Raw genomic sequence first — 26,501 nt, forward strand, 5'->3', positions numbered from 1 at the left:
GGGTGGCCTCGGGCGGACGGGGTCAACCCTGCACCGGGTGGCCGCGGACGGGTTCAGCCGCCCCCGATGAACAGGCGCATCCCCGTTTCCGTACGAACATACGAAGCCGCGAGCTGAGTCGTACCGTGGAATTTGGGGCCCGTGCTTCCCGTTAGCATGGACATCCGCACCGTTCAAGGCCATTTGGGGAAGGTGTCATGACTGCCAACGTCGACGGAGTGCCCGGAAAATTCGCGACACTCGGGCTGACCTACGACGACGTGCTGCTGCTGCCGGGCGCATCCGAGGTGCTCCCCAACGCGGTCGACACCTCGTCCCGCATCTCCCGCAACGTCCGGGTCAACATCCCGCTGCTCTCCGCGGCGATGGACAAGGTGACCGAGTCCCGCATGGCCATCGCGATGGCCCGCCTCGGCGGTGTCGGCGTGCTGCACCGCAACCTCTCCGTGGAGGACCAGGTCAACCAGGTCGACCTGGTCAAGCGGTCCGAGTCGGGCATGGTCACCGACCCCATCACGGTGCACCCGGAGGCGACCCTCGCCGAGGCCGACGCGCTGTGCGCCAAGTTCCGCATCAGCGGCGTGCCCGTCACCGACCCGGCCGGCAAGCTGCTCGGCATCGTCACCAACCGTGACATGGCCTTCGAGTCGGACCGCAGCCGCCAGGTGCGCGAGGTCATGACGCCCATGCCGCTGATCACCGGCAAGGTCGGCATCTCCGGCGTCGAGGCCATGGAGCTGCTGCGCAAGCACAAGATCGAGAAGCTGCCGCTCGTCGACGACCAGGGCATCCTCCGCGGTCTGATCACCGTCAAGGACTTCGTCAAGGCCGAGAAGTACCCGAACGCCGCCAAGGACGCCGAGGGCCGCCTCCTCGTCGGTGCCGCCGTGGGCGCCAGCCCCGAGGCCCTGGACCGTGCCCAGGCGCTCGCCGAGGCCGGTGTGGACTTCCTGGTCGTCGACACCTCGCACGGCCACAGCAGCAACGCCCTCAGCTGGATGGCGAAGATCAAGTCGAGCGTGGACGTCGACGTGATCGGCGGCAACGTCGCCACCCGCGACGGCGCCCAGGCGCTGATCGACGCCGGTGTCGACGGCATCAAGGTCGGCGTGGGCCCCGGCTCGATCTGTACCACCCGAGTGGTCGCCGGTATCGGCGTCCCGCAGGTCACCGCCATCTACGAGGCCTCCCTGGCCGCCCGCCCGGCCGGCATCCCGCTCATCGGCGACGGCGGCCTGCAGTACTCCGGCGACATCGGCAAGGCCCTCGCGGCCGGCGCCGACACCGTGATGCTCGGCAGCCTGCTCGCCGGCTGCGAGGAGTCGCCTGGCGAGCTGCTCTTCATCAACGGCAAGCAGTTCAAGTCGTACCGCGGCATGGGCTCGCTCGGCGCCATGCAGTCGCGCGGCCAGGGCCGCTCGTACTCGAAGGACCGCTACTTCCAGGCCGACGTCGCCTCCGACGACAAGCTCGTCCCCGAGGGCGTCGAAGGCCAGGTGCCCTACCGCGGCCCGCTGGCCAACGTGCTGCACCAGCTCGTCGGCGGCCTGCGCCAGACCATGGGCTACGTGGGCGCGGCCACGGTCGACGAGATGGAGTCCAAGGGCCGCTTCGTCCGCATCACCTCCGCGGGCCTCAAGGAGAGCCACCCGCACGACATCCAGATGACGGTCGAGGCGCCCAACTACAGCAGCAAGTAGTCACCGAGGTATTTCCAGGCCTTTCCAGGGCGGTCCCGGGCGCACCGGGGCCGCCCTCGCCGTGCCCGTCGGCGATACTGGAAGACGCTGAAACGCAGAGGGAAAGGCCACAGACGTGACTGAGATCGAGATCGGGCGCGGCAAGCGCGGCCGCCGGGCGTACGCCTTCGACGACATCGCCGTCGTCCCCAGCCGCCGTACGCGGGACCCGAAGGAGGTCTCGATCGCCTGGCAGATCGACGCCTACCGCTTCGAGCTGCCGTTCCTGGCCGCCCCCATGGACTCGGTCGTCTCCCCGGCCACCGCGATCCGCATCGGCGAGCTCGGCGGCCTGGGCGTGCTCAACCTGGAGGGCCTCTGGACGCGGTACGAGGACCCGCAGCCGCTGCTCGACGAGATCACCGAGCTGGACGCCGACACCGCCACCCGCCGCCTCCAGGAGATCTACTCCGCGCCCATCAAGGAGGAGCTGATCGGCGCGCGCATCAAGGAGGTGCGCGACTCCGGCGTGGTCACGGCGGCCGCGCTCTCCCCGCAGCGCACCGCGCAGTTCTCCAAGGCGGTCGTGGACGCGGGCGTCGACATCTTCGTCATCCGCGGCACGACGGTCTCCGCGGAGCACGTCTCGTCCTCGCACGAGCCGCTCAACCTGAAGCAGTTCATCTACGAGCTCGACGTCCCGGTGATCGTCGGCGGCTGCGCCACCTACACCGCGGCCCTGCACCTGATGCGCACGGGCGCGGCGGGTGTGCTGGTCGGCTTCGGCGGCGGTGCGGCCCACACCACGCGCAACGTGCTGGGCATCCAGGTCCCCATGGCCACCGCGGTCGCCGACGTGGCCGCCGCCCGCCGCGACTACATGGACGAGTCCGGCGGCCGCTATGTGCACGTGATCGCCGACGGCGGGGTCGGCTGGTCCGGCGACCTGCCCAAGGCGATCGCCTGTGGCGCCGACTCGGTGATGATGGGCTCCCCGCTGGCCCGCGCGACCGACGGCCCCGGCAAGGGCCACCACTGGGGCATGGAGGCGGTCAACGAGGAGCTGCCGCGCGGCAAGAAGGTCGACCTCGGCACCGTCGGCACCCTCGAGGAGATCCTCACCGGCCCGTCCCACACCCCCGACGGCTCGATGAACCTCTTCGGCGCCCTGCGCCGCGCCATGGCCACCACCGGCTACAGCGAGCTGAAGGAGTTCCAGCGCGTCGAGGTGACGGTGGCGGACTCCCAGCACAAGCGGTAACCCCCGTCCGGCGAACGGACGAAGGGCCGGTCGTCCCCGGGTGGACGACCGGCCCTTTCGCCTGCCCGAGTGCGCTGCCGGCCCGGCGGGCCCCGTCCCGGCCGGGTCAGAGCCGGTGCGCCGCCCCCGTCGGGGTCGCTCCGCGCGTGTCCAGCAGCAGCTGGGCCTTCACCGACAGGCCCTGGAGGTCGTAGGTGCGGTGCTGCTGGAGCAGGATCGTCAGGTCGGCGTCGGCGGCGGCCTCATAGAGGGAGTCCGCGCGTGGCACCGGGCGGTCCAGGACGCTCCAGGACGCGACGTGCGGGTCGTGGTAGCTGACCGCGGCGCCGAGCTCCATCAGGCGGACCGCGATCTCCTGGGCGGGGCTGTTCTGCTGGTCGGCGAGGTCCGCCTTGTAGGTGACCCCGAGCAGCAGCACGCGCGCGCCGCGCGCCGACTTCCCGTGCTCGTTGAGGAGGGCGGCGGCGCGCTGCACGACGTAGCCGGGCATCCGGCTGTTGACCTGCTGGGCGAGTTCCACCATGCGCAGGCCGCGGCCCGCGAGGCCGGACAGGTCCTGGGCGACGCCGTGGCCGCCGACGCCGGGGCCGGGACGGAACGCCTGGAAGCCGAACGGCTTGGTCTCCGCGCAGCGGATGACGTCCCACAGGTCGACGCCCAGGTCGTGGCAGAGGACGGCCATCTCGTTGACGAGGGCGATGTTGACGTGCCGGAAGTTGGTCTCCAGGAGCTGCACGGTCTCCGCCTCGCGCGGGCCCCGCGCGCGTACCACCTTGTCGGTGAGCCGGCCGTAGAACGTGGCGGCGGACTCCGTGCACGCGGGCGTGAGGCCGCCGATCACCTTGGGAGTGGTGGCGGGCGTGAAGTCGCGGTTGCCGGGATCCACCCGACTGGGCGAATAGGCGAGGTGGAAGTCGCGGCCCGCGCGGAGGCCCGACCCCTTCTCCAGCAGGGGCCGCAGGAAGTCCTCCGTGGTGCCCGGATGGACCGGCGACTCCAGGATCACCGTCGTGTGCGGACGCAGTCGTGCGGCCAGGGTGCGCGCGGCGGCCGCCAGCTGGCTCAGATCCAGCCCGCCGTCGGCCCCGCGCGGGGTCGGTGCGCAGATCACGGCGGTACGCACCCGCCCCAGCTGGACCGGGTCCTCGACCACCCGGAAGCCCTTCGCGAGCATCCGGCGCAGTTCGGCGGGGCTCAGCGAGCCCGCCTCGGGGCCGGTGGCGTAACCGATCGTGGAGACGCCGGCGGCCACCGCGGCCTGGGCGAGGGGCAGGCCGTAGGGACCGAGTCCGATGACGGCGAGGTCTGCGGGCATGGCGTGGGCCGTCCTTCCCAGTAACCGATGCGGGACAGGCGCGCAAGCCCTGTGGACAGGACGAGCGAGGCGCACGGTCAGACTAGGAGTAAATATGACCGTTATGCGGGATTGTTTTCATGTGTCTTCCGTGGGTTCGGTGGCCGTTGTCCACAGGCTGGGAGTGAGTGGTGGCTGAAGTCGGGCGAGCCGGTCAGAATTTGCGCAGGGGCCGAGCCCGCCCGGGGCGCGGCCGACATGACCGATGACCGATGACCGACGAGGCGATCGGCGGCTGAGGGCGGCGGAGGCGAGGCTGACAGGGCCGGCGAGGTCCGGTGGCCGGCATCGACCCATGACCGTCGGGTACCGGACCCTCCGGGACCCGGGGCCGACGGCGATGGACGGCTGGGTTTCCGTCGGCCCTGGTGGCCGGTGGCCGGTGGCCGGTGGCCGGTGGCCGGTGGCTGGTGGCTGGTGGCCAGTGGTGTACGGCGGACGGCGAACCGTGCCGAGCGGGGCCGATGGCGAGCGATGACCGATGGCGGCAGAGCGGGAGGCAGCGGTGAGGACAGCGACACTGGGGCCGGAGCAGCGGGCACAGTCCTTGGCGGCCATGGCCGAGCGCGAGCTGGACGTGCTGGTGGTCGGGGGTGGAGTGGTCGGCGCGGGCACCGCGCTGGACGCGGTCACCCGGGGACTGAACACCGGCATCGTCGAGGCCCGCGACTGGGCCTCCGGCACCTCCAGCAGGTCCAGCAAGCTGGTCCACGGCGGGCTGCGCTATCTGGAGATGCTCGACTTCGCCCTGGTCCGCGAGGCCCTCAAGGAGCGCGGCCTGCTCCTGGAGCGCCTCGCCCCGCACCTGGTCAAGCCGGTGCCCTTCCTCTACCCGCTCCAGCACCAGGGCTGGGAGCGCCTGTACGCCGGTTCGGGCGTCGCCCTCTACGACGCGATGTCCATGGCCCGCGGCCATGGCCGCGGGCTGCCCGCCCACCGCCACCTGAGCCGCCGTCACGCCCTGCGGATCGCGCCCGCGCTGCGCAAGGACGCCCTGGTCGGTGCCATCCAGTACTACGACGCCCAGATGGACGACGCCCGCTATGTGGCGACCCTGGTGCGCACGGCGGTGTCGTACGGCGCGAAGGCGGCCAACGGCGCGCGGGTGACCGGCTTCCTGCGCGAGGGCGAGCGGGTCGTCGGGGCCCGGGTGCAGGACGTGGAGGGCGGCGGGGAGTACGAGATCCGCGCCCAGCAGGTCGTCAACGCGACCGGGGTGTGGACCGACGACACGCAGGCGCTGGTCGGCGAGCGCGGCCAGTTCCACGTCCGCGCGTCCAAGGGCATCCACCTGGTCGTCCCCAGGGACCGCATCCACTCCACGACCGGCCTCATCCTGCGCACCGAGAAGTCGGTCCTGTTCGTGATCCCCTGGGGCCGGCACTGGATCGTCGGCACCACCGACACCGACTGGGACCTGGACAAGGCCCATCCGGCCGCCTCCAGCGCCGACATCGACTACCTCCTCAACCACGTCAACTCGGTGCTCGCGGTGCCGCTGTCGCGCGACGACGTGCAGGGCGTCTACGCCGGTCTGCGTCCGCTGCTGGCCGGTGAGTCCGACGCCACCAGCAAGCTGTCGCGCGAGCACACGGTCGCGCACCCGGTGCCGGGGCTCGTGGTCGTCGCGGGCGGCAAGTACACGACGTACCGGGTGATGGCGAAGGACGCGGTCGACGAGGCGGTGCACGGGCTCGACATGCGGGTCGCGGAGTGCGTCACCGAGGACATCCCGCTGCTCGGCGCGGAGGGCTATCGGGCGATGTGGAACGCCAGGGCCCGGATCGCCGCCCGCACCGGCCTGCACGTGGTGCGCGTGGAGCACCTGCTGAACCGGTACGGCTCGATGGCGGAGGAGGTCCTCGACCTCATCGCCGCCGACCCGGGCCTGGCCGAGCCGCTCTCGGCCGCCGACGACTACCTGCGCGCCGAGGTCGTCTACGCCGCCTCCCACGAGGGCGCCCGCCACCTCGACGACGTCCTGACCCGCCGCACCCGCATCTCCATCGAGACCTTCGACCGCGGCACCCGCAGCGCCCGCGAGGCCGCCGAGCTGATGGCTCCGGTCCTCGGCTGGGACAAGGACCAGATAGAGCGGGAGGTCGAGCACTACGAGAAACGCGTCGAGGCGGAACGCGAGTCCCAGCTCCAGCCCGACGACCAGACCGCCGACGCGGCCCGGCTGGGAGCACCGGACATCGTGCCCCGGTAGGACCCGGTAGGACCCGGTAGGACCCGGTAGGACCGGTAGGACCCGGGCGGGGCAGGCGGGCGCACGGGCAGGCGGGCAGCGGCCAGGGCGGGGAGACATCCCGTTCCGCAGCAACGCTGCTGTGCCGCAACGGCCCTGGGCCGCGGGTGCGCCGTGCCGCAACGGCGCCGTGCCGCAACGGCGCGTGTCGCAACGGCGCTGCGCCGCGGGGGTGCTGTGCCGCGAGGGTGGTTCCGGCGGTTCCGGGCCACCTGCACCGGCCGAGCCTCGGACTTCACCCGATCGAGCGACCCGGCGTCGGGATCTCCCTCCGGACCCTGGCCGTTCTACCGGGTGCGAGGGCAGAACTCGGCCGCGAGCAGTGCGGGTTCGAGGGCCGGGTCTGCGATCGCCGTCGTGTTCACGCGGTACGTGAGGACATGCCGGCCGCCGATCGACGCAGCGCTCCGCACGTAGCTGCCCGTGATCCGGCCGTTGTGCCCCCACACCGTGGTCCCGCACGGCAGCTTCACCGGAAAGATCCCCAGGCCGTACGCGCCATGTGCGGCACGGGTGTCGAGCATCTCGCGCAGCCGGCGCGGGGGCAGCAGCTCGCCGTCCAGCAGCGCCGCGTAGAAGCGGTCCAGGTCGTCGAGCGTGGTCACCAGCTCACCCGCCGCGCCGGCCACGCGCGGGTCGAGTTCGGTGACGTCGGAGCCGTCGGCCGCGTAGGCGCGACCGTGCGGGGAGGGCAGCGTGGTGCGGGCACCCGGGAAGGACGTGCCCGTCAGACGGAGGGGAGTGATGATGCGGCGCCGGACCTCGGTGGCGTACGAGTGGCCGGTGACCTGGCGGATGACCATGCCGAGCACGACGTAGTCGGTGCTGGAGTACGCGTAGCGGCCCAGCCGGGTCGAAGGGAGGGAGAGCGCGATGCGCACGGCCTGAAGCGGAGTCAGGGGGACGGCACCCCGGGTGACCGTGGTGAAGTCGGCGAGCCCGCCGGTGTGGTCGAGCAGGGCCCGCAGGGTGATCCTCCGTCCGTCCACGCCGCGTCCGCGCAGCAGTCCCGGCAGATGCCGCTCCACGGTGTCGGAGAGGGAGAGCCGGTTGTCCGCGGCCAGTTGCAGGACGACGGTGGCGATGAAGGTCTTCGTGATGCTGCCGGCGCGGAAGCGGTCGGCGCGGGCGATGCCCGGGCCCGCGGCCGCGTAGCGGACGTCGTCGCCGTCGTGGTCCAGCAGGGCGGCCGCGGGCGCTCCGCCTTTGGTGACGAACTGTGACAGCAGCGGGTCCGTGCCCTCCGCCGAGGATGCGGATCCGGCCATCAGCGGGCCGAAGAGGAGGGCAAGAGAGACCGGTATGGCCACCAGTGTCCGAAGCGACGTCATCCGGGATCCTCCCTTCTCGCGGCCCATCATCCCGGCGGGTGTGACGTCCCCCGTCACCAGGGGGTCGGATCGGCCGGTACCGATGGGCGGTCAGGGGGCCCCTGGGCGTCGGGCACTTGTCGGGTGAGGGACAATGAAGGCTCTGTCAGGGCGGGTTGCATGAGGGGACGCATGTCGGAGGCGGAGCGGGCGAGCACTTCTCGTCAGGAGACTCGTCAGGACAACAGCGAGCGTCTTCTCGCCGGGCGGTACCGGCTGGGAGGAGTGCTCGGCCGCGGCGGCATGGGCACGGTGTGGCGGGCCGAGGACGAGACCCTCGGCCGGACGGTGGCCGTCAAGGAGCTGCGGTTCCCGTCGAACATCGACGAGGAGGAGAAGCGGCGCCTGATCACGCGCACCCTGCGCGAGGCCAAGGCGATCGCCCGGATCCGCAACAACAGCGCGGTGACGGTCTTCGACGTGGTCGACGAGGACGACCGGCCCTGGATCGTGATGGAGCTGGTCGAGGGCAAGTCGCTGGCCGAGGTCATCCGGGAGGACGGCCTGCTGAAACCCAAGCGGGCGGCCGAGGTCGGCCTGGCGGTCCTGGACGTGCTGCGGTCCGCGCACCGCGAGGGCATCCTGCACCGGGACGTGAAGCCGTCCAACGTGCTGATCTCCGAGAGCGACGGCCGGGTCGTGCTCACCGACTTCGGTATCGCCCAGGTCGAGGGCGACCCGTCCATCACCTCCACCGGCATGCTCGTCGGCGCCCCCTCCTACATCTCCCCTGAGCGGGCCCGCGGTCACAAGCCCGGCCCCGCGGCCGACCTGTGGTCGCTCGGCGGCCTGCTGTACGCGGCGGTCGAGGGCACACCGCCGTACGACAAGGGGTCGGCGATCGCCACGCTGACGGCGGTGATGACCGAGCAGCTGGAGGAACCGAAGAACGCGGGTCCGCTGAGGGACGTCATCTACGGGCTGCTCACCAAGGACCCGGCCAAGCGGCTGGACGACGCGGGCGCGCGGGCGATGCTCAACGCGGTCGTCAACGCGCCGGAGGAGGCGCCCGCCGACGCGACCCGGGTCGTGCCGCTGCCTCCGCAGCCGGAAGCGCCGCAGGTGGAGAAGGCCGCCGGGCCCAAGCGGGGCGAGGAGGCCGGGGAGAAGTTCCGCGGGGCGCTGCGGTCGGTGCGGAAGGCCGCCGGTGCGGCGAGTGCCGTGGCGGCTACCCGGACGAAGACCACGGGCACCGGCGCGGGCGCACGTGCGGACGCGGGTGCCGAGGCGGCCACGGCCGTGGCCCCTGCCCCTGCCCCTGCCCCTGCCGCTTCGGCCGCGGCGCCGGTCGCGGGCGTGCGTCCGGCCGTCGCGGGCGGCGGGTCCGGTGCCACCACCGCCTCGGCGGGGGCCAGGACCGCGGCGAGCAAGGCCAGTTCGGGGTGGCCCGTGATGCCGCCGCCGGATCTGGACCTGGCGCCCCGGCCCGTGCCCAAGGCGCCGCTCACCGACGTGGTGCCCAGGCGCACCCTGGTGATCATCGCGGTGGTGGTGGTGCTCGCGGTGCTCGGCACCGTGCTCGCCATCACGCTGAACGGTGACGGGGACAGCAAGGGGAGCGGCAGGAGCGGCGGTTCCAAGGCGGTGGCGACCTCGGGGGCGAGCGCGAGCACCGGTTCCGGCGCGAGGTCCGGTTCCGGGGCCACCACCAAGAAGGACGCGAGCGGCGGCACGCGGACGGACGGGGCCACGCCGGCGGCCGGCTCCTCCGGGAGCGACGACTCGGACGCGTCCGGGGGCGACGCGTCCGCGGCGTCGAACTCCAGTGGCAGCGGCGGTGGTGGCGGCAGCGCGCCGGTGGTGTCGACGTACAAGGGCGATCAGGGGTACTCGATCGGGCTGCCCAAGGGCTGGAAGTTCCAGACCGGGAGTTCCGCGGGGGACCGGTTCACCGGGCCCGACGGACAGAAGCTGCTGGTCGCCTGGACGAGCACGCCGAAGGACGACCCGGTGGCGGACTGGGAGAACCAGGAGCGTTACATGGTGCGCTCCCAGTACCAGAAGATCCGCATAGCCCAGGTGAGCTACCGCGGCTGGACCACGGCCGACTGGGAGTTCACCTACGTGGACGGCGGCACCGAGTACCGCACCGTCGACCGGGGGTTCGTCGTCAGCTCCCGGCAGGGGTACGCGCTGATGTACACCGCGAAGGCCGCGGACTGGAGCGGTGAGCTGCGCAAGGACACCTGGAAGACGCTGACCGCGTCCTTCGAGCCGAAGTGACAAATTCGCATCCCCACAATGCGACTTGCCTCCGGCACGTATCGTGAGTGGTTGCGGACCGTACGCATCCAGGTATGCGCACATAACGGGCCGCGAAACGAACGGATTTGACCAGCCGGGCGGCCGGGGGAGGCAACGTGGACGACTACGCGGGTCGGGTGCTCGCCGACCGCTACCGCCTGCCGCTGCCCCCCTCCGACGAGTACGAACACACCGAGACGCGGGCCTTCGACACCTACAGCGGGCAGGAGGTGTTCGTCCGGCAGGTGCCGTTGCCGGAGGTCGTCGAGGCGGAGGTGCTGGACGCCGAGGGGCTGCCGGAGGGTTTCACGGCGCGTGACCGTGGCGGGCGTCGGCCGCCGACGGTGCGGACCGCGACACGCCGGCCCAGCGACCCGGTGGTGCGGCGCGCTGTGGAGGCCGCGCAGGCCGCCGCCCGGATCCCCGACCACCCGCGGCTCGACCAGGTCTTCGACGTGTTCGCCGAGGGCGGTTCGCTCTGGATCGTCAGCGAGTCGGTCGCCGCGCGGTCGCTGGCGGCGGTCCTCGCCGAGCAGCCGCTGAGCCCGTACCGGGCGGCGGAGGTCGCCTCGGACGTGCTGATGGCGCTGCGCGTGCTGCACGCCCACGGCTGGGTGCACCGCAACATCACCGCCCGCACGGTCCTCGTCTGCGACGACGGCCGGGTGATGCTGACCGGCCTCGCGGTCGGCGCGGCGGAGGAGGCGCTGTGCGGGTACGACCCGGTACCGGCGCCGGAGGGTGAGCCCGGCGGGAACGGCGGCTCGTTCCCCGGCCCCGGGCGGGCCGCGGAGGCGGAAGGTTCCGCCTCCAGGGGTGTGCTGCCCAGTGCGCCCGGTATGCCCGGTACGGGCGGTTCCGCCGGATCGGGTGTCGTCGCCGTCGGGGGCATCGGGAGCAGTGGTGGTGTGCCCGGTGGTACGGCCGGCGCGCAGGGGGCGCCCGGCGTGCCGGAGACCGATCCCGAGGCCGCCCGGCGCGCCGCCATCCAGGCGCGGGCCGCCGGCGGGCTGCCCAGTGCCGGTGCGGAGGAGGGCTCGGGCGGCACCGGTTCGGGTGCCGTGGAGCGACGGGCGCTGGAGACCGGCGCGGACATCCGGGCCGCTCGGGCCGGCGCGATCGCCGCGTACCGGGCGGGAGCCAGGGCCGCCGCCCGGGTCCAGGAGGCCCAGCAGGGCGGCCGACCCGCGTTGCCCGGCGCCCGGCCACCGGCCGAGGACGACACCGCGGCGCCCGCACCGCAGCTGCCGTACGGCCCGGCACACGCCAACGGGGCGGCCCAGCAGCCGTATGCCAACGGCGTGGCACAGGCGCCGCACCCGAACGGGCAGGCGCAGCAGCCGGGCGGGGAGCAGCGGGCCGCCGGTGGTGTGCCGCCCGGTCAGATAGCCGACCCCTACGGGGTGCGCGGCGCGCCGTCGCCCTGGCACGGCGCGGCCCTCCGCCCCCGTCCCGGCACGCCCCCCGCGGTGGCCCCGGACCAGGACCGCACCGCGCTCCAGGCCACCGGACCCGGCGCGGTCGCGCCGCCGGCCGGTACCGGCGCGGCCGCTCCGGGGACCGGCCCCGGAGCGCAGGGCGGCCCAGGACAGCCGCACGCCGTCGTGCCCGCGCAGGGCGGCGGGCCCGCCGCCCGCTGGGGCGAGCCGGCCGTCGTACCGGGGCGGCGCGGGCCCGCCACCGCGCTGGCCGCCGAGCGGGCGCGGCAGGTGCGGATGACCGTGGTGGGGCCGGTGACCGAGCGCTGGGCGCCGGAGCAGGCCGTTCCCGTGCACGAGAACTGGCAGTTGGCGGCGCCCATCGGACCGGCCACCGACCTGTGGGCGCTCGGGGCGCTGCTGTTCCGGTCGGTGCAGGGGCACGCGCCGTATCCGGAGGAGTCGACGGCCGAGCTGGTGCAGCTGGTGTGCTCGGAGCCGCCCGCCTTCGCGGAGGAGTGCGGGTCGCTCAGGCCGGTCGTGGAGTCGTTGCTGCGTCAGGACCCCACCGAGCGGCTGGACTTCGAGGAGCTGCGCGGGTGGCTGCGGTCGCTGGTGCGGTCGGCGCCCGAGCCGGACGCCGGCACGCATGTCGTCCCCGCCCCGCCCACCGACCCGCGGCGGCTGCCGATCGTCCGGCGCCGCGGTGAGCTGGTGCGCAGGCGCCGGGCCGGGCTGCCCGCGCCGCACGGCCGGCACAAGCGGGCCCGGCAGGAGGCCAAGTCCCCGCGGCGGCTGGGCCGTACGCTGCTGCTGCTGGTCCTGCTCCTGCTGGCCGCGGCGGTCGCGTACGCCATGCTGTTCCTGCCGAAGAAGGGCAGCACGGACGACGGCGCGGCCACCGGCGGCCGGACGGGCGCGGCCGGCGAGTCGAGCTCCGCACCGAGCCGGAGTGCGACGCCCTCGCCGACCCCGACGCCGACTCCCACCTCGACGCCGTCCACCGAGACGCAGACCACCGCGGGTTCGACCGGCGGCTCCACCGTCGCCGACGGGTTCACGCTGCGCAACGACCCGAACGGCTTCCAGGTCGCCGTGCCCAAGGGCTGGAGCCGTACTCCGAAGAACGGCAGCGGACAGGTGATCTACTCGCACGGCAGGTTCGAGCTGATCGTCGTGGCCGGGCGGGACAGCGCGGCGGCCTACGGCAGCGATCCGATGGCGTACCAGCGGGACAGGGAACCGGAGTTGCAGCCGTACCGGGACTCCAGCTGGGCCACCGCGGGCGGCCTGCGGACCATCACGGTGGGTCAGCAGGTGTCGGTCGAGGGCCAGTTCACCTGGACGGACAGCCGGCAGGGCGACCTCTTCGTGCGCAACATGGTCTTCCTGATCAACGGCAGGTACCACATCGTGCAGGTACGCGGCCCCGAGTCGGAGCGGGACGAGGTCACGGCGCTGTACCAGCAGGCGTCGGCCACGTACAAGTACACGGGCTGAGACACCCGGACCCGGCGCGTGGAAGCCGACGTGTCACGGGGGTGGGCGGTTCCCGTTCCGGTGGGGGGATTTCGTTCACATCCGGTCGCGGAAGGGGGAACCGTCACAGTGCTGTCTCCGTGGGACCCCGCTTGTTCCCTGGCCGAGGGGCGGTCCTTAGTCTGACCCTGACAAGAGCATTGCGGGGCAACGTGAATCAGATGCAGGGCCTGCTCATCGCGGGCCGCTACCGGCTGGCCGACGTCATCGGCAGCGGCGGCATGGGCCGGGTGTGGCGCGCCCATGACGAAGTGCTGCACCGCGCGGTCGCCATCAAGGAGTTGACGGCCGCGCTCTACGTCTCCGAGGGCGACCAGGCCGTCCTGCTCGCCCGCACCCGGGCGGAGGCCAGGGCCGCGGCGCGCATCAACCACTCCGCCGTCGTCACCGTCCATGACGTGCTGGAGCACGACGGCCGCCCGTGGATCGTCATGGAGCTGGTCGAGGGGCACTCGCTGGCCGACGCGGTCAAGGAGCGCGGACGCATCGAGCCGCGGGAGGCCGCCCGGATCGGACTGTGGGTGCTGCGCGCGCTGCGTGCCGCGCACAGCGCCGGGGTGCTGCACCGGGACGTCAAGCCGGGCAACGTGCTGCTCGGCCGGGACGGCCGGGTCCTGCTCACCGACTTCGGCATCGCGCAGATCGAGGGCGACACCACGATCACCCGTACCGGGGAAGTCGTCGGATCCGTCGACTACCTCGCGCCGGAGCGCGTGCGCGGGCACGATCCGGGGCCGTCCTCCGACCTGTGGGCGCTGGGCGCGACGCTGTACACGGCGGTGGAGGGGCGCTCGCCGTTCCGGCGCACCTCGCCGCTCACCACCATGCAGGCGGTCGTCGAGGACGAGGCCGGCGAGCTGCTCAGCGCGGGCCCGCTGGAGCCGGTCATCACCGCCCTCCTGCTCAAGGAACCGGCACGGCGCCCGAGCCCCGAAGAGGCCGAGCAGATGCTCGCGGAGGCGGCGGAGGGACGTCGGCCGAGCACGGCACAGGCGTACGTGCCGACGCAGTCGCAGCCGGGCGGGGGGACACGGCTGGACTCCTACCGAGATGACTCGTACGGCCGTGGTCCCCACGGTGGTGACGCCCGCGGCGGCGGCTCCCGCGGGGACTCGTACGGCGATGTGTACAGCGGTTCGTACGGCGATGTGTACAGCGGCTCGTACAGCGGTTCGCTCGGCGGTTCCTACGAGCTGGGGCGGCCGTCCGGCGGTTCCCCGGGTTCGCCGGCCTCCGTCGGTTCCTCCGCACCCGTCACCGTGCACCCCGGGCGGCGCCGGCTGCGGACGCTCGCGCTCGTCGTGGCCCTGGCCGCGCTGGTCGGCGGTGGTGTGGCCGTGGCCCTGCAGAAGTGGGACTCCGGGAAGCGGGAGGAGGGCGGCGGCGTGGCCTCGCCGGTCACGTCCACCGCCCCCTCGCAGGGCGGGACGGGGACGCCGACCTCGAACGGCACGATTCCCGCGGGCTGGAAGCAGTACAAGGACCCCGTGGGCTTCACGCTGTACCTGCCGGCGGGCTGGAAGCGCTCGGTGTCCATCAAGAAGAAGGCGGGCCTGGAGCAGATCGACTACTCGCCTGACGGAGGCACCCACCTCGTACGCGTCGCCGTCGACACCTCGCCCGACTTCGACAACGCGTACGACCACATGCGCAACCTCGACGCGCAGCTCCGGAATCGACTGGTGGACTACCGGACGATGAGCCTGACGAAGGGCGTGTACCGGGACATGCCGAGCTCCCGCTGGGAGTACACGTGGACCGCGCTGCCGAAGGACGCGAAGGTCCCGGGGCCGTACCGGGCCCTCGACGTCGCCTACTTCAACGGCGACGGCGTCGAGTACGCGCTCTACACCGCCTCACCGGTCGGCGACTGGGCCACCACCAGCAAGCAGTTCACCTCCGTCCTCCAGAGCTGGCGCGAGGGCGACGTCACCTGACGGGAGCGGGACACGGGGTCGGCCGGGCGTTCGACCAGGGGGTCACCGGCCGTCCCCGCGGCGGCCGCGCGCTTGGCCGGATAGCGACTGGAGAGAGGGCCGTGCCCGGCGCGGCATGATGGGGCGCATGGCGACCGATGGGGATCAGAGGGACGGCCTCCGTGTCATTGCCGGGCGTTACCGGCTGGAGAAACGGCTCGGGCGGGGCGGGATGGGGGTCGTGTGGCGCGCGACCGACCAGCTGCTGGGACGGCAGGTCGCCGTCAAGGAGCTCACCGTCGACGACTCCCTCTCGGACGACGAGGCCCGGCTGCGCCGTGACCGCACCCTGCGTGAGGCACAGGCCGTCGCCCAGCTGCACCACCCGCACATCATCGTCGTGCACGACGTGGTCGAGGACTGCGGACGGCCCTACATCGTCATGGAGCTGATCGACGGCGGCTCGCTCGCCGACCGGATCTCGCGGCGCGGACCGGTGGACGTCGGCGAGGCCGCGCGGATCGGGATCGCGCTGCTCAGCGCGGTGCGTACGGCGCACGAGGCCGGTGTGCTGCACCGGGACATCAAACCGGCGAACGTGCTCGTCGAGGCCGACACCGGGCGGGTCGTGCTCACCGACTTCGGCATCGCCCAGGTCGCGGGCGCCACCACGCTCACCGAGACCGGTTCCTTCGTCGGCTCGCCCGAGTACACCGCGCCCGAGCGGATGTCCGGGGTCCGGTCCGGCCCGGCGTCCGACCTGTGGTCGCTGGGGGCGCTGCTGTGCGCGGCGCTCAGCGGCGAGTCGCCGTTCCGGCGGGACTCGCTCGGCGGGATCCTGCACGCCGTGGTCTCCGACGAGATCAGGCCCCCGGCCCAGGCCGAGCCGCTGCTGCCGGTCGTACGGGGGCTGCTGGAGCGGGATCCCGAGCGACGGCTGGGCGCGGCCGAGGCCGAGCGGATGCTGCGCGGGTTCCTGGAGACGGGAGCCGTGACGGGCGGCGCCGCCCCCGGCACGGGGCAGAGCTCGGGCGGCGCGTCGTACACGCCGACCCAGCGGGACGTCCCGCGGCCGCCGCCCCCGGAACCGGCCGGGACGCAACGGGCCACCGCCACCCGCGGAGTGCTGGTCGCGGCGCTGCTGGTCGCCGCGATGGCCGGGGCGGGCGTGTCGGCGGCCACGCTGCTGTTCCACGGGGGCGGCAGCGGCAGCGCCCCGGGGCCGGGCGGCACGACGGCCGTCTCCGCGTCCCACCAGTCGCCCTCCTCGGTCACCGGCTCGCCCTCCTCGGCCACCACGGCCTCTCCCTCTGCCACCGGCTCGCCCTCCTCGGCCACCCCGCCGCCCGCCACCGCCCCCTCCCGCACCGCGCCCTCCGGGTACCGCCTCGCGCGGGACCCGGCCGGCTTCGCCCTCGCCGTCCCGGAGGGTTTCACCCGCGACCCGCAGGGCGAGCGTGTTTTCTACATGTCGCCCGGCCAGACGTTCCGGCTCGGTATCAAGGTCTCCGAGCCGCAGCCGGACGGACCGGGCGGCGTGATGCGGCGGGCGGCGGCCGAGGGGCCGAGCACCAACCCCGGGTATCACGACGGCCGGGTCACCGACACCACCCATGCCGGACACCCCGCCGCCTTCTGGGAGTTCACCTGGAAGGGCTTCAGCGCGACGGAGGGACCGCGGCACACCTACGACCTCTGCTGGGAGGAGGGCGGACAGCTCTACGACGTGTGGGTGTCCGCGCCGGTCGGCAAGGTGCGGGAGGCGCGGGAGTACTTCGACGTCGCGGTGGACACGTTCACGGCGGGGTGAGGGCGGCAGGCCGGAGCCGGGAGCAGGAGCAGGAGCAGGAGCAGGAGCGGGAGCCGGGACCGGGAGCCGGGACCGGGAGACCGCTCAGGGAGCAGCGCGCCGCACGCGCCGCAGGCCGTCCGTCGCCGCGTCCAGGAGACGGCGCGTCGGGTTCGGCCGGTACGACGGACCCTCCAGCCGTCGCACCGCACCTCCCCTGACCACGGCGTACGCGATCGGCGCCGGTGCCTTGGGGAGCGTGACCGGATGCCGGCCGCTGGGCAGCCGCAGGCGCGCCGGGAGCCGCAGCCGAACCGTGCCCGCCTCGGGGACCAGCTCGCCCCGCACCGTCTCCGTGCCCACGCCGACCTCGACGCGAGCCGGTGCGCCTGCCGCCGCCACGATGTACGGCAAGGCCAGCGAAGCCCCCTCCCCGAGCGCCGGGTTCGCCGCCGCCGGCTCGGCCGTGTCCGCGCCCACCTTCCGCTGCCGCTGGTCGATGTCCAGGGCCAGCTGGCCGCTCCCCGTCCAGTACGGCAGCGCCAGGCGCCCGCCGGTCACCGCCGGCGCGGCGGCCGGGGCCCCCGGCGTGCCCTCGCCCATCACCCGGACCATCCGGTCGATGCCCAGCAGCTGCACGTACGCCCACACGTCGTGCACCCCGCGCTGCAACGGCCGTCCGCCGGCGAGCCGCTCGGGATCGAGGCGCAGCCGCCCGGCCGCGACGAGCTGCACGCGCCCGTCGCCGAGCGGCCGGAGGCCCAGCTCCAGGTCGCCCTCGGGGTACCACCAGTCCTCCCGGTCCCGGTCCTTGACCACCAGTTCGGCATAGGCCAGCCGGAACGGGTCACGGACCTCCCAGCCGTCCCCGGCCCCCGGCACCCCGGTCAGCAATTCCGGGTCGAGCCAGTGCTTCCCGTCCCGTTCGACGAGGGCGAGGGGCTCGCCGTCGCCGCGCAGGAGGCTGAGCGTGACGTCGGCGACCAGGCGGCCGTCCTCCCAGGCCGGCGCCCCGACCTCGCTGCGCGCCTTGACGTGACGGACGCGCTCGGCGAGGGCGACGGCTCCGTCGAAGTCACCGCGTTCGAGGAGTTCGGCACGGAGCCGGGAGACCGCGGGCAGCCCCTCGCGGACGGCCGCGGGGAACTCCGTCAGCGCCAGCTCGCGGGCCGCCTCGAAGCGCGGGCGCTGCTCGGCGGGGTCCTCGCGGAGGATCTCGGGCTCACGGGCACGGGAGAGGACCTCGACGTGGTACAGGCGGTGCAGGAGACGGTTCTGCAGCGCGTCGAGGTCGTCGGAGGGCCGGGTGCCGTCCTTGATCTGGCGGACGACGGTACGGGTGTTCGCCCAGAACCCGTGCCGCGGGTTGAAGCGGTGCTGGGTGTTGTTGCCGCCGTCGTCCCGCTTCATCCAGTAGTAGCAGGGGTAGTCGGCGAGGACGGCGATCCGCTCGGCCTTCAGGTAGGCGGCGCTGACGAAGAACAGGTCCTCCAGGATCCACGGCCCTTCCGGGAAGCGCAGGCCGTGCTCCTCGACGAAGGCCCGCCGGAACATCTTGTGCGGCGACATGCTCTGCATGAGTTCGTCGTTCTCGATGGTGCAGGCGTCGATCGTGTGCCGGAACAGGCGGCGGGGCCGGACCATGGTGCTGGACATCTTGCCGAGCACGACGTCGGCGTCGTTGCGCTTCGCGTGCTCGTACAGCCGCTCCAGGGCCTCGGGCCCGAGCGAATCGTCGTGGTCGACGAACTGGATGTACTCGCCCCGGGCGTGCCGCATCCCGAGGTTGCGGGGGGCGCCGGGCCAGCCGGAGTTGGGCTGCGTGTGCACCTGGACGTGGGGATGCTCGCCGGCGATCCGCTCCAGCCGGGCCAGGGTGTCGTCGGTCGATCCGTCGTCGACGTAGATGACCTCGTACTCGTCGGCGGGCAGACTCTGTGACAGCAGCGACGGCGCGCACTCGTCGACGTACTTCCCGGTGTTGTAGACGGGAACGATGACGCTGACCTTGACTCTCGGCATTCAGGTGACTTTACCGGCCGGCCGCGGGACGGACCGGGGCACGTCGCCCGGGGGACGGGGGTGCCCGCGTCGGCCGGAGGCCCGCTGACCGCGTCGCTTCGACAACGGCATGGTGCGCAAGGTACTCATGTGGCATGAGCGAAGACGGCGAACAGCCGGTCGAGGGACGCCTGATCGGTGGACGCTATCGACTGGCCGAGCGCATCGGCTCCGGGCCGGCCGGCACGGTATGGCGCGCCGTGGATGAGCAGGACGGCGGGGACGGGCAGGACGGCCCTGGCGAGCAGGACGGCCGTGACGGCCGGGAGGGCCCGGAGGGCCGCGAGAGGCAGGACGCTCGTGCCGGGCAGGACCCGGCCGCGGACCGGGTGTCGGCGGACCGTGCGGACGCCCGGGGATCGCGGGACGGTCAGGGCCTCCGGTACGTCGCCCTCAAGGAACTGCGTCTGACCGGAGAGCCGGCGGACGAGGAGCGGCAACGGGCCGCGCACCGGCTGCTGCACGAGGCGCGGGCCGCCGCCCGCGTCGACCATCCGGCCGCCGTCGCCATCCACGACGTACTCCTGGACGGCGAACGCCCCTGGGTGGTCATGGAGTGGGTGGCGGGGGAGTCCCTGCGGGCCGCCCTCGCCGCGCGTGGCCCGCTGCCGCCCGCCGAGGCCGCCCGGGTCGGGCTCGCCGTCCTCGGCGCGCTGCACGCCGCCCACAGCGTCGGCATCGTCCACCGGGACCTCAAGCCCTCCAACGTGCTGCTGGAAGCCGGCGGCGGGCGCGTCGTCGTCACCGACTTCGGCATCGGCGCGGCGCGGCAGGAGCCGTGCGCCGGTGACTTCGTGGCCCCGGAGTGCGGTGCGGGGCACGGGGCCGGTCCCGCCTCCGACCTGTGGTCCCTGGGGGCCGTGCTCCGTACGGCCATGGCGGCCCCGGCGGGACCCCTCGCGCCGTTGCTCGAAGAGCTGGCGGCCACCGAACCGGAGGCCCGGCCGTCGGTCGCGGCCGTCGCCGAGGTCCTGGCCGAGGCCGCCGGCGCCGGCCTTCCGGACTGGGTGACCGCGCCCCCGGTCACCGCCCCCGCCGCCCCGGCCGAACCCGCCGCCCCCGCCGAACCCGTCCCGGCGGCCCCCGAGCCCCGCCGCCTCACCCCGCTCGCCGCCCTCGGCCTGCTCCTCGCCAAAAAACCGGAACGCGGCTGACCGGCGCTGATCGTCCGCGACCAACCCCCTGATCAGCGCATTCCCTGCCAGTGATCACTGGCGGTGTGTGTGCGGTCGGTGAAACCGAGTTACCCACGGGTACCCAAAGGCCCCGCTCCCGAATACCCTGCGGCTCATGACGGACTCGCAGGCCCCGGCCCACGCACCGGCCCCCACCGGCACGAACCCGCTCGCCCCCGCCCCCGCTGGGGCCCGAACCGCCGCCGACGTGGTCACGCCCGAACTGGTCGCCCAGCTCACCAAGGGTGTCGTCGGATCCGGCCGCACCGCCAACCACACGCCCTTCACCGGCGAGAAGCTGGCCGACCTGCCCGAGTCCACCCCTCAGGACGTGGCGCGGGCCTTCGACGCGGCCCGCGCCGCGCAGGCCGTGTGGGCCAAGGTGCCGGTACGGCAGCGGGCCGCCGTCCTGCTCCGCTTCCACGACCTGGTGCTGGCCCGCCAGGCCGAGGTCCTCGACCTCATCCAGCTGGAGACCGGCAAGGCCCGGCTGCACGCCCACGAAGAGGTGCAGGCCGTCGCGGTCGCCGCCCGGCACTACGGCCGCAAGGCCCCCGCCTATCTGCGCCCCAAGCGGCACGCGGGCGCCATGCCCACCCTCACCCGGGTGACCGAGCTGCGCCACCCGCGGGGCGTGGTGGGCCAGATCGCCCCCTGGAACTACCCCCTCGAACTCTCCGTCGGCGACGCGCTCCCCGCCTTCGCCGCGGGCAACGCGGTCGTCATGAAGCCGGACACCGAGACCTGCCTGACCGCCCTGTGGGCCCGCGACCTCCTCATCGAGGCGGGGCTGCCCGCCGGCGTCTTCCAGGTCGTCCTCGGCGAGGGCCCGGTCGTCGGCCCCGAGGTCGTCCGGCACGCCGACTACGTCTCCTTCACCGGCTCCACCCGCACCGGCCGCGAGGTCGCCCAGGGCGCGGCGGCCCGCCTGGTCGGCGTGTCCCTCGAACTCGGCGGCAAGAACGCCATGCTGGTCCTCGACGACGCCGACATCGAGAAGGCTGCGGCCGGCGCGGTCCGCGCCTGCTTCTCCTCGGCCGGCCAGCTCTGCATCTCCATCGAGCGGCTGTACGTCCACGAGTCGATCGCCGACGCCTTCGTCGAGCGCTTCGCCGCCCGCACCAGGGCCATGCGCCTCGGCCGCTCCCTCGCCTACGGCGCCGACATGGGGTCCCTGGTCGGCGAGCGGCAGCTGGAGACCGTCCGGCGGCACGTGGAGGAGGCCGTCGAGAAGGGCGCCACCCTCGTCGCCGGCGGCACCGCCCGCCCGGACATCGGCCCCTACTTCTACGAGCCCACCATCCTCGACGGCGTCGAGGACGCGATGGCCGTCTGCACGGAGGAGACCTTCGGCCCGGTCGTCTCGATCTACCGCTTCAAGACCGACGACGAAGCCGTCGAACACGCCAACGGCACCCCGTACGGCCTCAACTCCTCCGTCTGGACCAGGAACGGCAGCCGCGGCCGCGCCGTCGCCGCCCGCCTGCGCACCGGCACGGTCAACGTCAACGAGGGTTACGCCCCGGCGTACGGCAGCGTGCAGTCCCCCATGGGCGGCATGAAGGACTCGGGCCTGGGCCGCCGCCACGGCTCCGAGGGCATCCTCAAGTACACGGAGGCCCAGACGGTCGCCCAACAGCGCCTGCTGCCGATGGCCCCCGCACTGGGCATGGACGACGAGAAGTACGCGGCCTTCATGAGCACCAGTCTCCGGGTGATGAAGGCACTGAGGCTGCGCTGACCTACGCAGGGGCGCGGGGAACTGCGCGAGCAACCACGATCCACCCGCACGCGAAACTCGACGAGGAGCACCCGTGCCCCAGGACACCTACGACTACGACGTCATCGTCGTCGGCTCCGGCTTCGGCGGCTCCGTCACCGCCCTGCGCCTCACCGAGAAGGGCTACACGGTCGGCGTGCTGGAGGCGGGCCGCCGCTTCACCCGCGACACCCTCCCCAAGAACTCCTGGGACATAAAGAACTACCTCTGGGCCCCGCAGCTCGGCTGCTACGGCATCCAGCGCATCCACCTCCTCGGCAACGTGATGGTGCTGGCCGGCGCGGGCGTCGGCGGCGGCTCGCTCAACTACGCCAACACCCTCTACGTCCCGCCGAAGGCCTTCTTCGACGACCCCCAGTGGCGCGACATCACCGACTGGCAGGAGGAGCTGAAGCCGTACTACGACCAGGCCCAGCGCATGCTCGGCGTACGCCTCAACCCGACGATGACCCCGTCCGACGTCCACCTGAAGGCGGCGGCGGAGAAGCTGGGCGTCGGCGACACCTTCCACCTCGCCCCGGTCGGCGTCTTCTTCGGCGACGGCAAGGACGCCGACGGCGCGGCGAAGGCGGCGCCCGGCGAGCGGGTCGCCGACCCCTACTTCGGCGGCGCGGGCCCCGCCCGCACCGCCTGCACCGAGTGCGGCGAGTGCATGACCGGCTGCCGGCACGGCGCGAAGAACACGCTCAACGAGAACTACCTCCACCTCGCCGAGCGGGCGGGCGCGGTGGTGCACCCGATGACGACGGTCGTCTCCGTCACCGACGACTCCCAGGGCGGCTACGCGGTCGCGACCCTGCCCACCGACGACCGCCGCAGGGCGAAGGGCCGGACCTTCAAGGCCCGCCGGGTCGTCATCGCTGCCGGCACCTACGGCACCCAGACCCTGCTGCACCGCATGAAGGCCGGCAGGCAGCTGCCGTATCTCTCCGACCGCCTGGGCGACCTCACCCGCACCAACTCCGAGGCGCTGGTGGGCGCCCAGACCGACAACCGGCGCTACCGCAAGGCGCACGGCACGGCGAAGGCAGACTTCACGCGGGGCGTGGCCATCACTTCGTCCATCCACCCGGACGAGAACACTCACATCGAGCCGGTGCGCTACGGCAAGGGCTCGAACGCGATGGGCGGGCTGTCGATCCTCCAGGTGCCGTACGCGGAGGGCTCCTCCCGGCTCCTCGGCTGGCTGGCGAACGCGGCCCGCCACCCCCTGCTGGTGCTGCGGTCGCTGTCCAACCGGCGCTGGTCGGAGCGGACCATCATCGGCCTGGTGATGCAGTCGCTGGACAACTCCCTGACGACCTACCTGAAACCGGACGGCGTCGGCAAGGGCCTGCTCACCGCCCGGCAGGGCCACGGCGCCCCCAACCCCAAGCAGATCAAGGCGGCGTCGGAGGCGGCCTCCGTGCTCGCCGCCGAGATCAACGGCTTCGCCGGCAGCAACGTCGGCGAGCTGATGGGCACCCCGCTCACCGCGCACTTCCTCGGCGGCTGCCCCATCGGCGACTCCCGCGAGACCGGGGTGATCGACCCGTACCACCGGCTGTACGGCCACCCCGGCATCTCGGTCGTGGACGGCGCCGCCGTCTCCGCGAACCTGGGGGTGAACCCGTCCCTCACCATCACGGCGCAGGCCGAGCGCGCGATGGCGTACTGGCCCAACAAGGGCGAGGCGGACCCGCGGCCGCGGCAGGGCGAGCCCTACCAGCGCCTCCAGCCCGTCGAGCCGCACCGGCCGGTGGTACCGGCCGAGGCATTCGGAGCGCTGCGGCTGCCCCTCCTCGGGATCCCGGCCGTGCCGCCGAAGAAGTAGGCCGGACGAGGCGGGCCGGGGAGGCCGTCGGACACCGAAGAGGGACCTGTGCCCCCCTCCGAGCTCAGGTCCCTCTTCGATCGGTGCGCGGCCGCCGCCCTGCGACGGTCCGCGCGACCTTGCTCCGTGCGGCTCAGGCGTCCACGTCCGGGTCGGACGGGTCCTCGCTGGGCTCGGCCGACCCGGACGGCTCGCTGGAGGCGGAGGCGGAGGCGGACGCGGACGGCGACGCGGCGAACGCGGCGACCGGCGCGGACAGCAGGGCGACCGGTGCGACGACTGCCGTGACAGCCGCGACGGCCGTCGCGGCCATGATCCGGCGAAGCTGCATAGGGGCCCCCGTGCATCAGCTGCGGTGCCTGGAGGTCACCGCTGGTTTTGCTGATGTGACCGGTGAGTCCTGTGAATGGTTGCCTCCGCATTCACAGGATTCTTATGTGACGTGAGTCACCTGACCGGAGGGGGTGTTCGGTGGCATGGACACAGCCGATTCCAAGGCTATTCTCGCCCCGTCGAACGGCCGAGCGAGAGAGTGTCATGTCTGACAGACGGTCCGAAGAGTCGTCGGGGGACGAGCCGTCCTCCTCCGTGTCCGACGAGGTGTGGGAGCGGTTCCTCCGCGACACCGAACGGGACATTCGCACGTCCGCCCCCAAGGAGCCCTCCGCCCGAGCCCGCCAGGTGACCGAACGGCTCAAGGGCCAGAAGGGCGAGCCGCAGGGGTGGCGGACCGGGCCCGCCTGGCAGGAGATGAACGGGCGGGCCGCCCGCCGCCGCAGGATCTGGGCGGTCGTCGGTGTTCCGCTGGCGATCGCCGCGGCCGTCGTGGCCATGCGGCCCTCCCTGATCCCGGGCGATCCCTTCGGCTCCTCCGGCGGCACGGACACCGCCACCACGCTCCTGCCCGACGAGACCACCACGCCGACCGCCCCGCCCTCCGCGGTCGCCCCCGACACCCCCACGCCGGCGCGTCCGTTCGCCGGCTCCCCGGCGCTGCGCTGGGCCGACGGCGCGGCCGGCATCGTGCTGCCGAAGGCCACCGCGCTCGGTGCGATACCGAAGGACCGGGTCGCACTGGCCCTCCAGCAGACCAGGAAGCTGCTGGTCGACGCCAACCTGAACCCCGACGTGGTGGCCGGCGGCCGCCCCGTGGTCGCTCTCTCGGTGCTCGACCCCAGGCAGCCCGGCGTGCTCGACGGTCTCACCACCTCGCTGCGCAGCCCCAGCAAGACCCACGACCCGCTGTTCCTCTTCAGCCGCTTCGACCCGAAGGACGTGCGGCCGGCCGGGAAGGTCGTCAAGGTGCGCGGCCGGATCACCTTCGCGAAGGGCAAGTTCGAGGGCGTGGCCGTGCACGCCGACTACACCTTCGTCTACCCGGTCGTCCGCGCCGGCGGCTCCACCGAGGTCACCCGCACGATCGTGCGCCGGGTCATCGACGTCGAGCTCCCCGACCCCGCGCGGTACCGGGTCACCCCCGGCCGGCTGACCCTCCTGCGCTACGACGAGGACGCCGGCAACTCCTCCTGCGGCATCAAGGACGGGTACCTGCACCCGCAGTTCCCGTCCCAGGCCAGGACCGGGACCCCGACCGGGAGCGCCACTCCCAGCGGGCCGCCCGTCGACCCGTACGACCGCAGCCGCGACATCGGCAAGGAGGGGGCCTGCAGCACGGTGAGCCGTATCTGACGGTGAGCTCTGTAGCTGACGGTGAGCCGTGCCCGGTGGACCAGGTGCGGGCAGGCGAAGGGCCCCGCGGGACGGAGCCGCGGGGCCCTTCTTTCGTCAGCACCGACGTCAGGGCAGCGTCGGTGCCTGGGAGCGGCGCCGGGGGGTTGCGCCGCTGGTCTCTGTGCCCTGTGCCACCGTCCGTGCCCGGGGTCGGCGCCCCGGCGCGCTCGGGGCGTACGGCAGGTCTCGACCTTTGGTGGACGGTCGGCACACGGCAATACCGTTGCCTGCACGGGGACTTGGGACCTGTGAAGGCCTTGGCCGACCTTCTAGGCATCGTGCTGGATGGACCCGGCCTCCGCAACCGCTTGACCCAGCCTTGTGCATTTTTGCAATTTTCCGCCGGTCGGCCCCGGGCGTCCCCGGAGCCGGCCGTTTTTGGGTGACCGGGCTGCTGTCCCCTGCCGTCCGGTCACTTGACCGGAGCGAGGTCCCACGACACACGGCACGTTCCGTGCGTCTCATCGCTCCGGTGAGCCACGCGTGGTACTTCGGGCCCGCCCCTGGCTGACACGGACACCCCACCAACGAAGCGGTCCGCCCACCGGTCACGCGCCGTACGGGTGAGAGCCGTACCGAACTCAGGTCCCCCCGACTCAGATGCGACCCCGGCACAGCTCCAGGAGCGTCATGGCGAGGGCGGTGCCGGGCCTGCCGAGCGCCGTGCTGTAGTGGCCGAGGATCTCCATCTCCCGGGAGAGGTTCACCCGGCGGCCGCCGGAGCCGATCCGGGCCTCCTGGACGACCGCGGAAACGGCCATCCGTTCCTGGATCAGTCCGATGATCCGGTCGTCGAGCGCGTCGATCCGCTCCCGCGCGCCGGCGATCACCTCGGCGGCCTCGGGTGTACGGGCGCCGGTCACATCGAGTGTGGTCATGTCGGGTTCCTCGTCTCAGGGGCTGCGGTGCCCCGGAGCGACAGGATCCGGAGAAACACCAGGCGCCCCGGACCTTGTCGGCCCGGGGCGCCTGGGGAAGTCGCTTGTCAGTGTCTCAAGCAGCACGACCATGGCAGCCGGTGGGCCGGTCGCCATAGGTAAACAGGAAGGTCGTCTGCGTGAGCATGGGGGCGAGTATGCCACACAACCGCCGTACCGGCGGGTACGGGCCGCACGGGGAC

Annotated in this window: 16 protein-coding genes; 11 read left to right on the forward strand and 5 right to left on the reverse strand. The window is 73.1% G+C overall.

All coding sequences use genetic code 11. The annotated features are described in order from the left end of the window. The first annotated feature begins 197 nt into the window (after window positions 1-197). Both guaB and AB0M11_RS03455 read left to right on the forward strand, forming a co-directional pair. Window positions 198-1,700, forward strand: coding sequence for an IMP dehydrogenase (gene guaB, locus AB0M11_RS03450; protein ID WP_365700819.1), 1,503 nt, complete (start codon window positions 198-200; stop codon window positions 1,698-1,700). A 115-nt stretch (window positions 1,701-1,815) separates the two neighbouring features. After that, a complete protein-coding gene (locus AB0M11_RS03455; RefSeq protein ID WP_365700821.1) occupies window positions 1,816-2,940 on the forward strand; it encodes a GuaB3 family IMP dehydrogenase-related protein in 1,125 nt (374 codons plus the stop codon). Window positions 2,941-3,046: 106 nt separating this feature from the next. Here AB0M11_RS03455 and AB0M11_RS03460 read toward each other — a convergent pair whose 3' ends face one another. After that, entirely contained in the window at window positions 3,047-4,255 is a 1,209-nt protein-coding gene (locus tag AB0M11_RS03460) for a nucleotide sugar dehydrogenase (protein ID WP_365700824.1), read from the reverse strand. Window positions 4,256-4,799: 544 nt separating this feature from the next. On the opposite strand from AB0M11_RS03460, the gene AB0M11_RS03465 reads away from it, so the two are divergent. Then, entirely contained in the window at window positions 4,800-6,506 is a 1,707-nt protein-coding gene (locus AB0M11_RS03465; protein WP_365700826.1) for a glycerol-3-phosphate dehydrogenase/oxidase, read from the forward strand. A gap of 326 nt (window positions 6,507-6,832) precedes the next feature. Here the strand turns inward: AB0M11_RS03465 and AB0M11_RS03470 are convergent, their stop codons facing one another. Next, window positions 6,833-7,876 (reverse strand): serine hydrolase domain-containing protein, encoded by a 1,044-nt coding sequence (locus AB0M11_RS03470; RefSeq protein WP_365700828.1) that lies wholly within the window; start codon window positions 7,874-7,876, stop codon window positions 6,833-6,835. 171 nt (window positions 7,877-8,047) lie between these two features. Between AB0M11_RS03470 and AB0M11_RS03475 the strand changes: the two genes are divergently transcribed. The 4 genes from AB0M11_RS03475 to AB0M11_RS03490 all read left to right on the forward strand — a co-directional run bounded on the left by AB0M11_RS03475 (window position 8,048) and on the right by AB0M11_RS03490 (window position 16,842). Next, window positions 8,048-10,138: a serine/threonine-protein kinase gene (locus AB0M11_RS03475; protein WP_365700830.1), complete on the forward strand. Its 2,091-nt coding sequence runs from the start codon at window positions 8,048-8,050 to the stop codon at window positions 10,136-10,138. Between the two features lie 137 nt (window positions 10,139-10,275). Continuing rightward, window positions 10,276-13,077 (forward strand): protein kinase, encoded by a 2,802-nt coding sequence (locus tag AB0M11_RS03480; RefSeq protein WP_365700832.1) that lies wholly within the window; start codon window positions 10,276-10,278, stop codon window positions 13,075-13,077. A gap of 200 nt (window positions 13,078-13,277) precedes the next feature. Next, window positions 13,278-15,053 carry a serine/threonine-protein kinase gene (locus AB0M11_RS03485; RefSeq protein WP_365700834.1) on the forward strand — a complete coding sequence of 592 codons (1,776 nt, stop codon included), beginning with the start codon at window positions 13,278-13,280 and terminating at the stop codon, window positions 15,051-15,053. Between the two features lie 127 nt (window positions 15,054-15,180). Then, entirely contained in the window at window positions 15,181-16,842 is a 1,662-nt protein-coding gene (locus tag AB0M11_RS03490) for a protein kinase (RefSeq protein ID WP_365700836.1), read from the forward strand. 84 nt (window positions 16,843-16,926) lie between these two features. On the opposite strand, the gene AB0M11_RS03495 is transcribed toward AB0M11_RS03490, so the two are convergent. After that, entirely contained in the window at window positions 16,927-18,843 is a 1,917-nt protein-coding gene (locus AB0M11_RS03495; protein WP_365700838.1) for a glycosyltransferase family A protein, read from the reverse strand. 134 nt (window positions 18,844-18,977) lie between these two features. Between AB0M11_RS03495 and AB0M11_RS03500 the strand changes: the two genes are divergently transcribed. The 3 genes from AB0M11_RS03500 to AB0M11_RS03510 all read left to right on the forward strand — a co-directional run bounded on the left by AB0M11_RS03500 (window position 18,978) and on the right by AB0M11_RS03510 (window position 23,650). Continuing rightward, window positions 18,978-20,036, forward strand: a complete 1,059-nt coding sequence (locus tag AB0M11_RS03500) for a serine/threonine-protein kinase (RefSeq protein ID WP_365700840.1) — start codon at window positions 18,978-18,980, stop codon at window positions 20,034-20,036. Between the two features lie 136 nt (window positions 20,037-20,172). After that, window positions 20,173-21,798, forward strand: coding sequence for a succinic semialdehyde dehydrogenase (locus tag AB0M11_RS03505; protein ID WP_365700842.1), 1,626 nt, complete (start codon window positions 20,173-20,175; stop codon window positions 21,796-21,798). Window positions 21,799-21,871: 73 nt separating this feature from the next. Further along, a complete protein-coding gene (locus tag AB0M11_RS03510; protein WP_365700844.1) occupies window positions 21,872-23,650 on the forward strand; it encodes a GMC family oxidoreductase in 1,779 nt (592 codons plus the stop codon). Window positions 23,651-23,783: 133 nt separating this feature from the next. Here AB0M11_RS03510 and AB0M11_RS03515 read toward each other — a convergent pair whose 3' ends face one another. Next, window positions 23,784-23,981 carry a hypothetical protein gene (locus tag AB0M11_RS03515; RefSeq protein WP_365700846.1) on the reverse strand — a complete coding sequence of 66 codons (198 nt, stop codon included), beginning with the start codon at window positions 23,979-23,981 and terminating at the stop codon, window positions 23,784-23,786. 206 nt (window positions 23,982-24,187) lie between these two features. On the opposite strand from AB0M11_RS03515, the gene AB0M11_RS03520 reads away from it, so the two are divergent. Then, on the forward strand, window positions 24,188-25,339 hold the full coding sequence (locus AB0M11_RS03520; protein ID WP_365700848.1) for a hypothetical protein: 1,152 nt from the start codon (window positions 24,188-24,190) through the stop codon (window positions 25,337-25,339). Window positions 25,340-25,977: 638 nt separating this feature from the next. On the opposite strand, the gene AB0M11_RS03525 is transcribed toward AB0M11_RS03520, so the two are convergent. Continuing rightward, complete coding sequence (locus AB0M11_RS03525) at window positions 25,978-26,259, reverse strand: chorismate mutase (RefSeq protein WP_365700850.1); 282 nt, start codon at window positions 26,257-26,259, stop codon at window positions 25,978-25,980. Window positions 26,260-26,501: the final 242 nt, after the last annotated feature.

The organism is Streptomyces sp. NPDC051987, from assembly GCF_040680735.1.
Taxonomy (GTDB): domain Bacteria; phylum Actinomycetota; class Actinomycetes; order Streptomycetales; family Streptomycetaceae; genus Streptomyces.

Bases quoted from the DNA above. Each gene is read 5' to 3' on its own strand.
- guaB (WP_365700819.1), top strand. From the start codon at position 198: ATGACTGCCAACGTCGACGGAGTGCCCGGAAAATTCGCGACACTCGGG.
- AB0M11_RS03460 (WP_365700824.1), bottom strand. From the start codon at position 4,255: ATGCCCGCAGACCTCGCCGTCATCGGACTCGGTCCCTACGGCCTGCCC.
- AB0M11_RS03470 (WP_365700828.1), bottom strand. From the start codon at position 7,876: ATGACGTCGCTTCGGACACTGGTGGCCATACCGGTCTCTCTTGCCCTC.
- AB0M11_RS03475 (WP_365700830.1), top strand. From the start codon at position 8,048: ATGTCGGAGGCGGAGCGGGCGAGCACTTCTCGTCAGGAGACTCGTCAG.
- AB0M11_RS03485 (WP_365700834.1), top strand. From the start codon at position 13,278: ATGCAGGGCCTGCTCATCGCGGGCCGCTACCGGCTGGCCGACGTCATC.
- AB0M11_RS03490 (WP_365700836.1), top strand. From the start codon at position 15,181: ATGGCGACCGATGGGGATCAGAGGGACGGCCTCCGTGTCATTGCCGGG.
- AB0M11_RS03495 (WP_365700838.1), bottom strand. From the start codon at position 18,843: ATGCCGAGAGTCAAGGTCAGCGTCATCGTTCCCGTCTACAACACCGGG.
- AB0M11_RS03500 (WP_365700840.1), top strand. From the start codon at position 18,978: ATGAGCGAAGACGGCGAACAGCCGGTCGAGGGACGCCTGATCGGTGGA.
- AB0M11_RS03505 (WP_365700842.1), top strand. From the start codon at position 20,173: ATGACGGACTCGCAGGCCCCGGCCCACGCACCGGCCCCCACCGGCACG.
- AB0M11_RS03515 (WP_365700846.1), bottom strand. From the start codon at position 23,981: ATGCAGCTTCGCCGGATCATGGCCGCGACGGCCGTCGCGGCTGTCACG.
- AB0M11_RS03520 (WP_365700848.1), top strand. From the start codon at position 24,188: ATGTCTGACAGACGGTCCGAAGAGTCGTCGGGGGACGAGCCGTCCTCC.
- AB0M11_RS03525 (WP_365700850.1), bottom strand. From the start codon at position 26,259: ATGACCACACTCGATGTGACCGGCGCCCGTACACCCGAGGCCGCCGAG.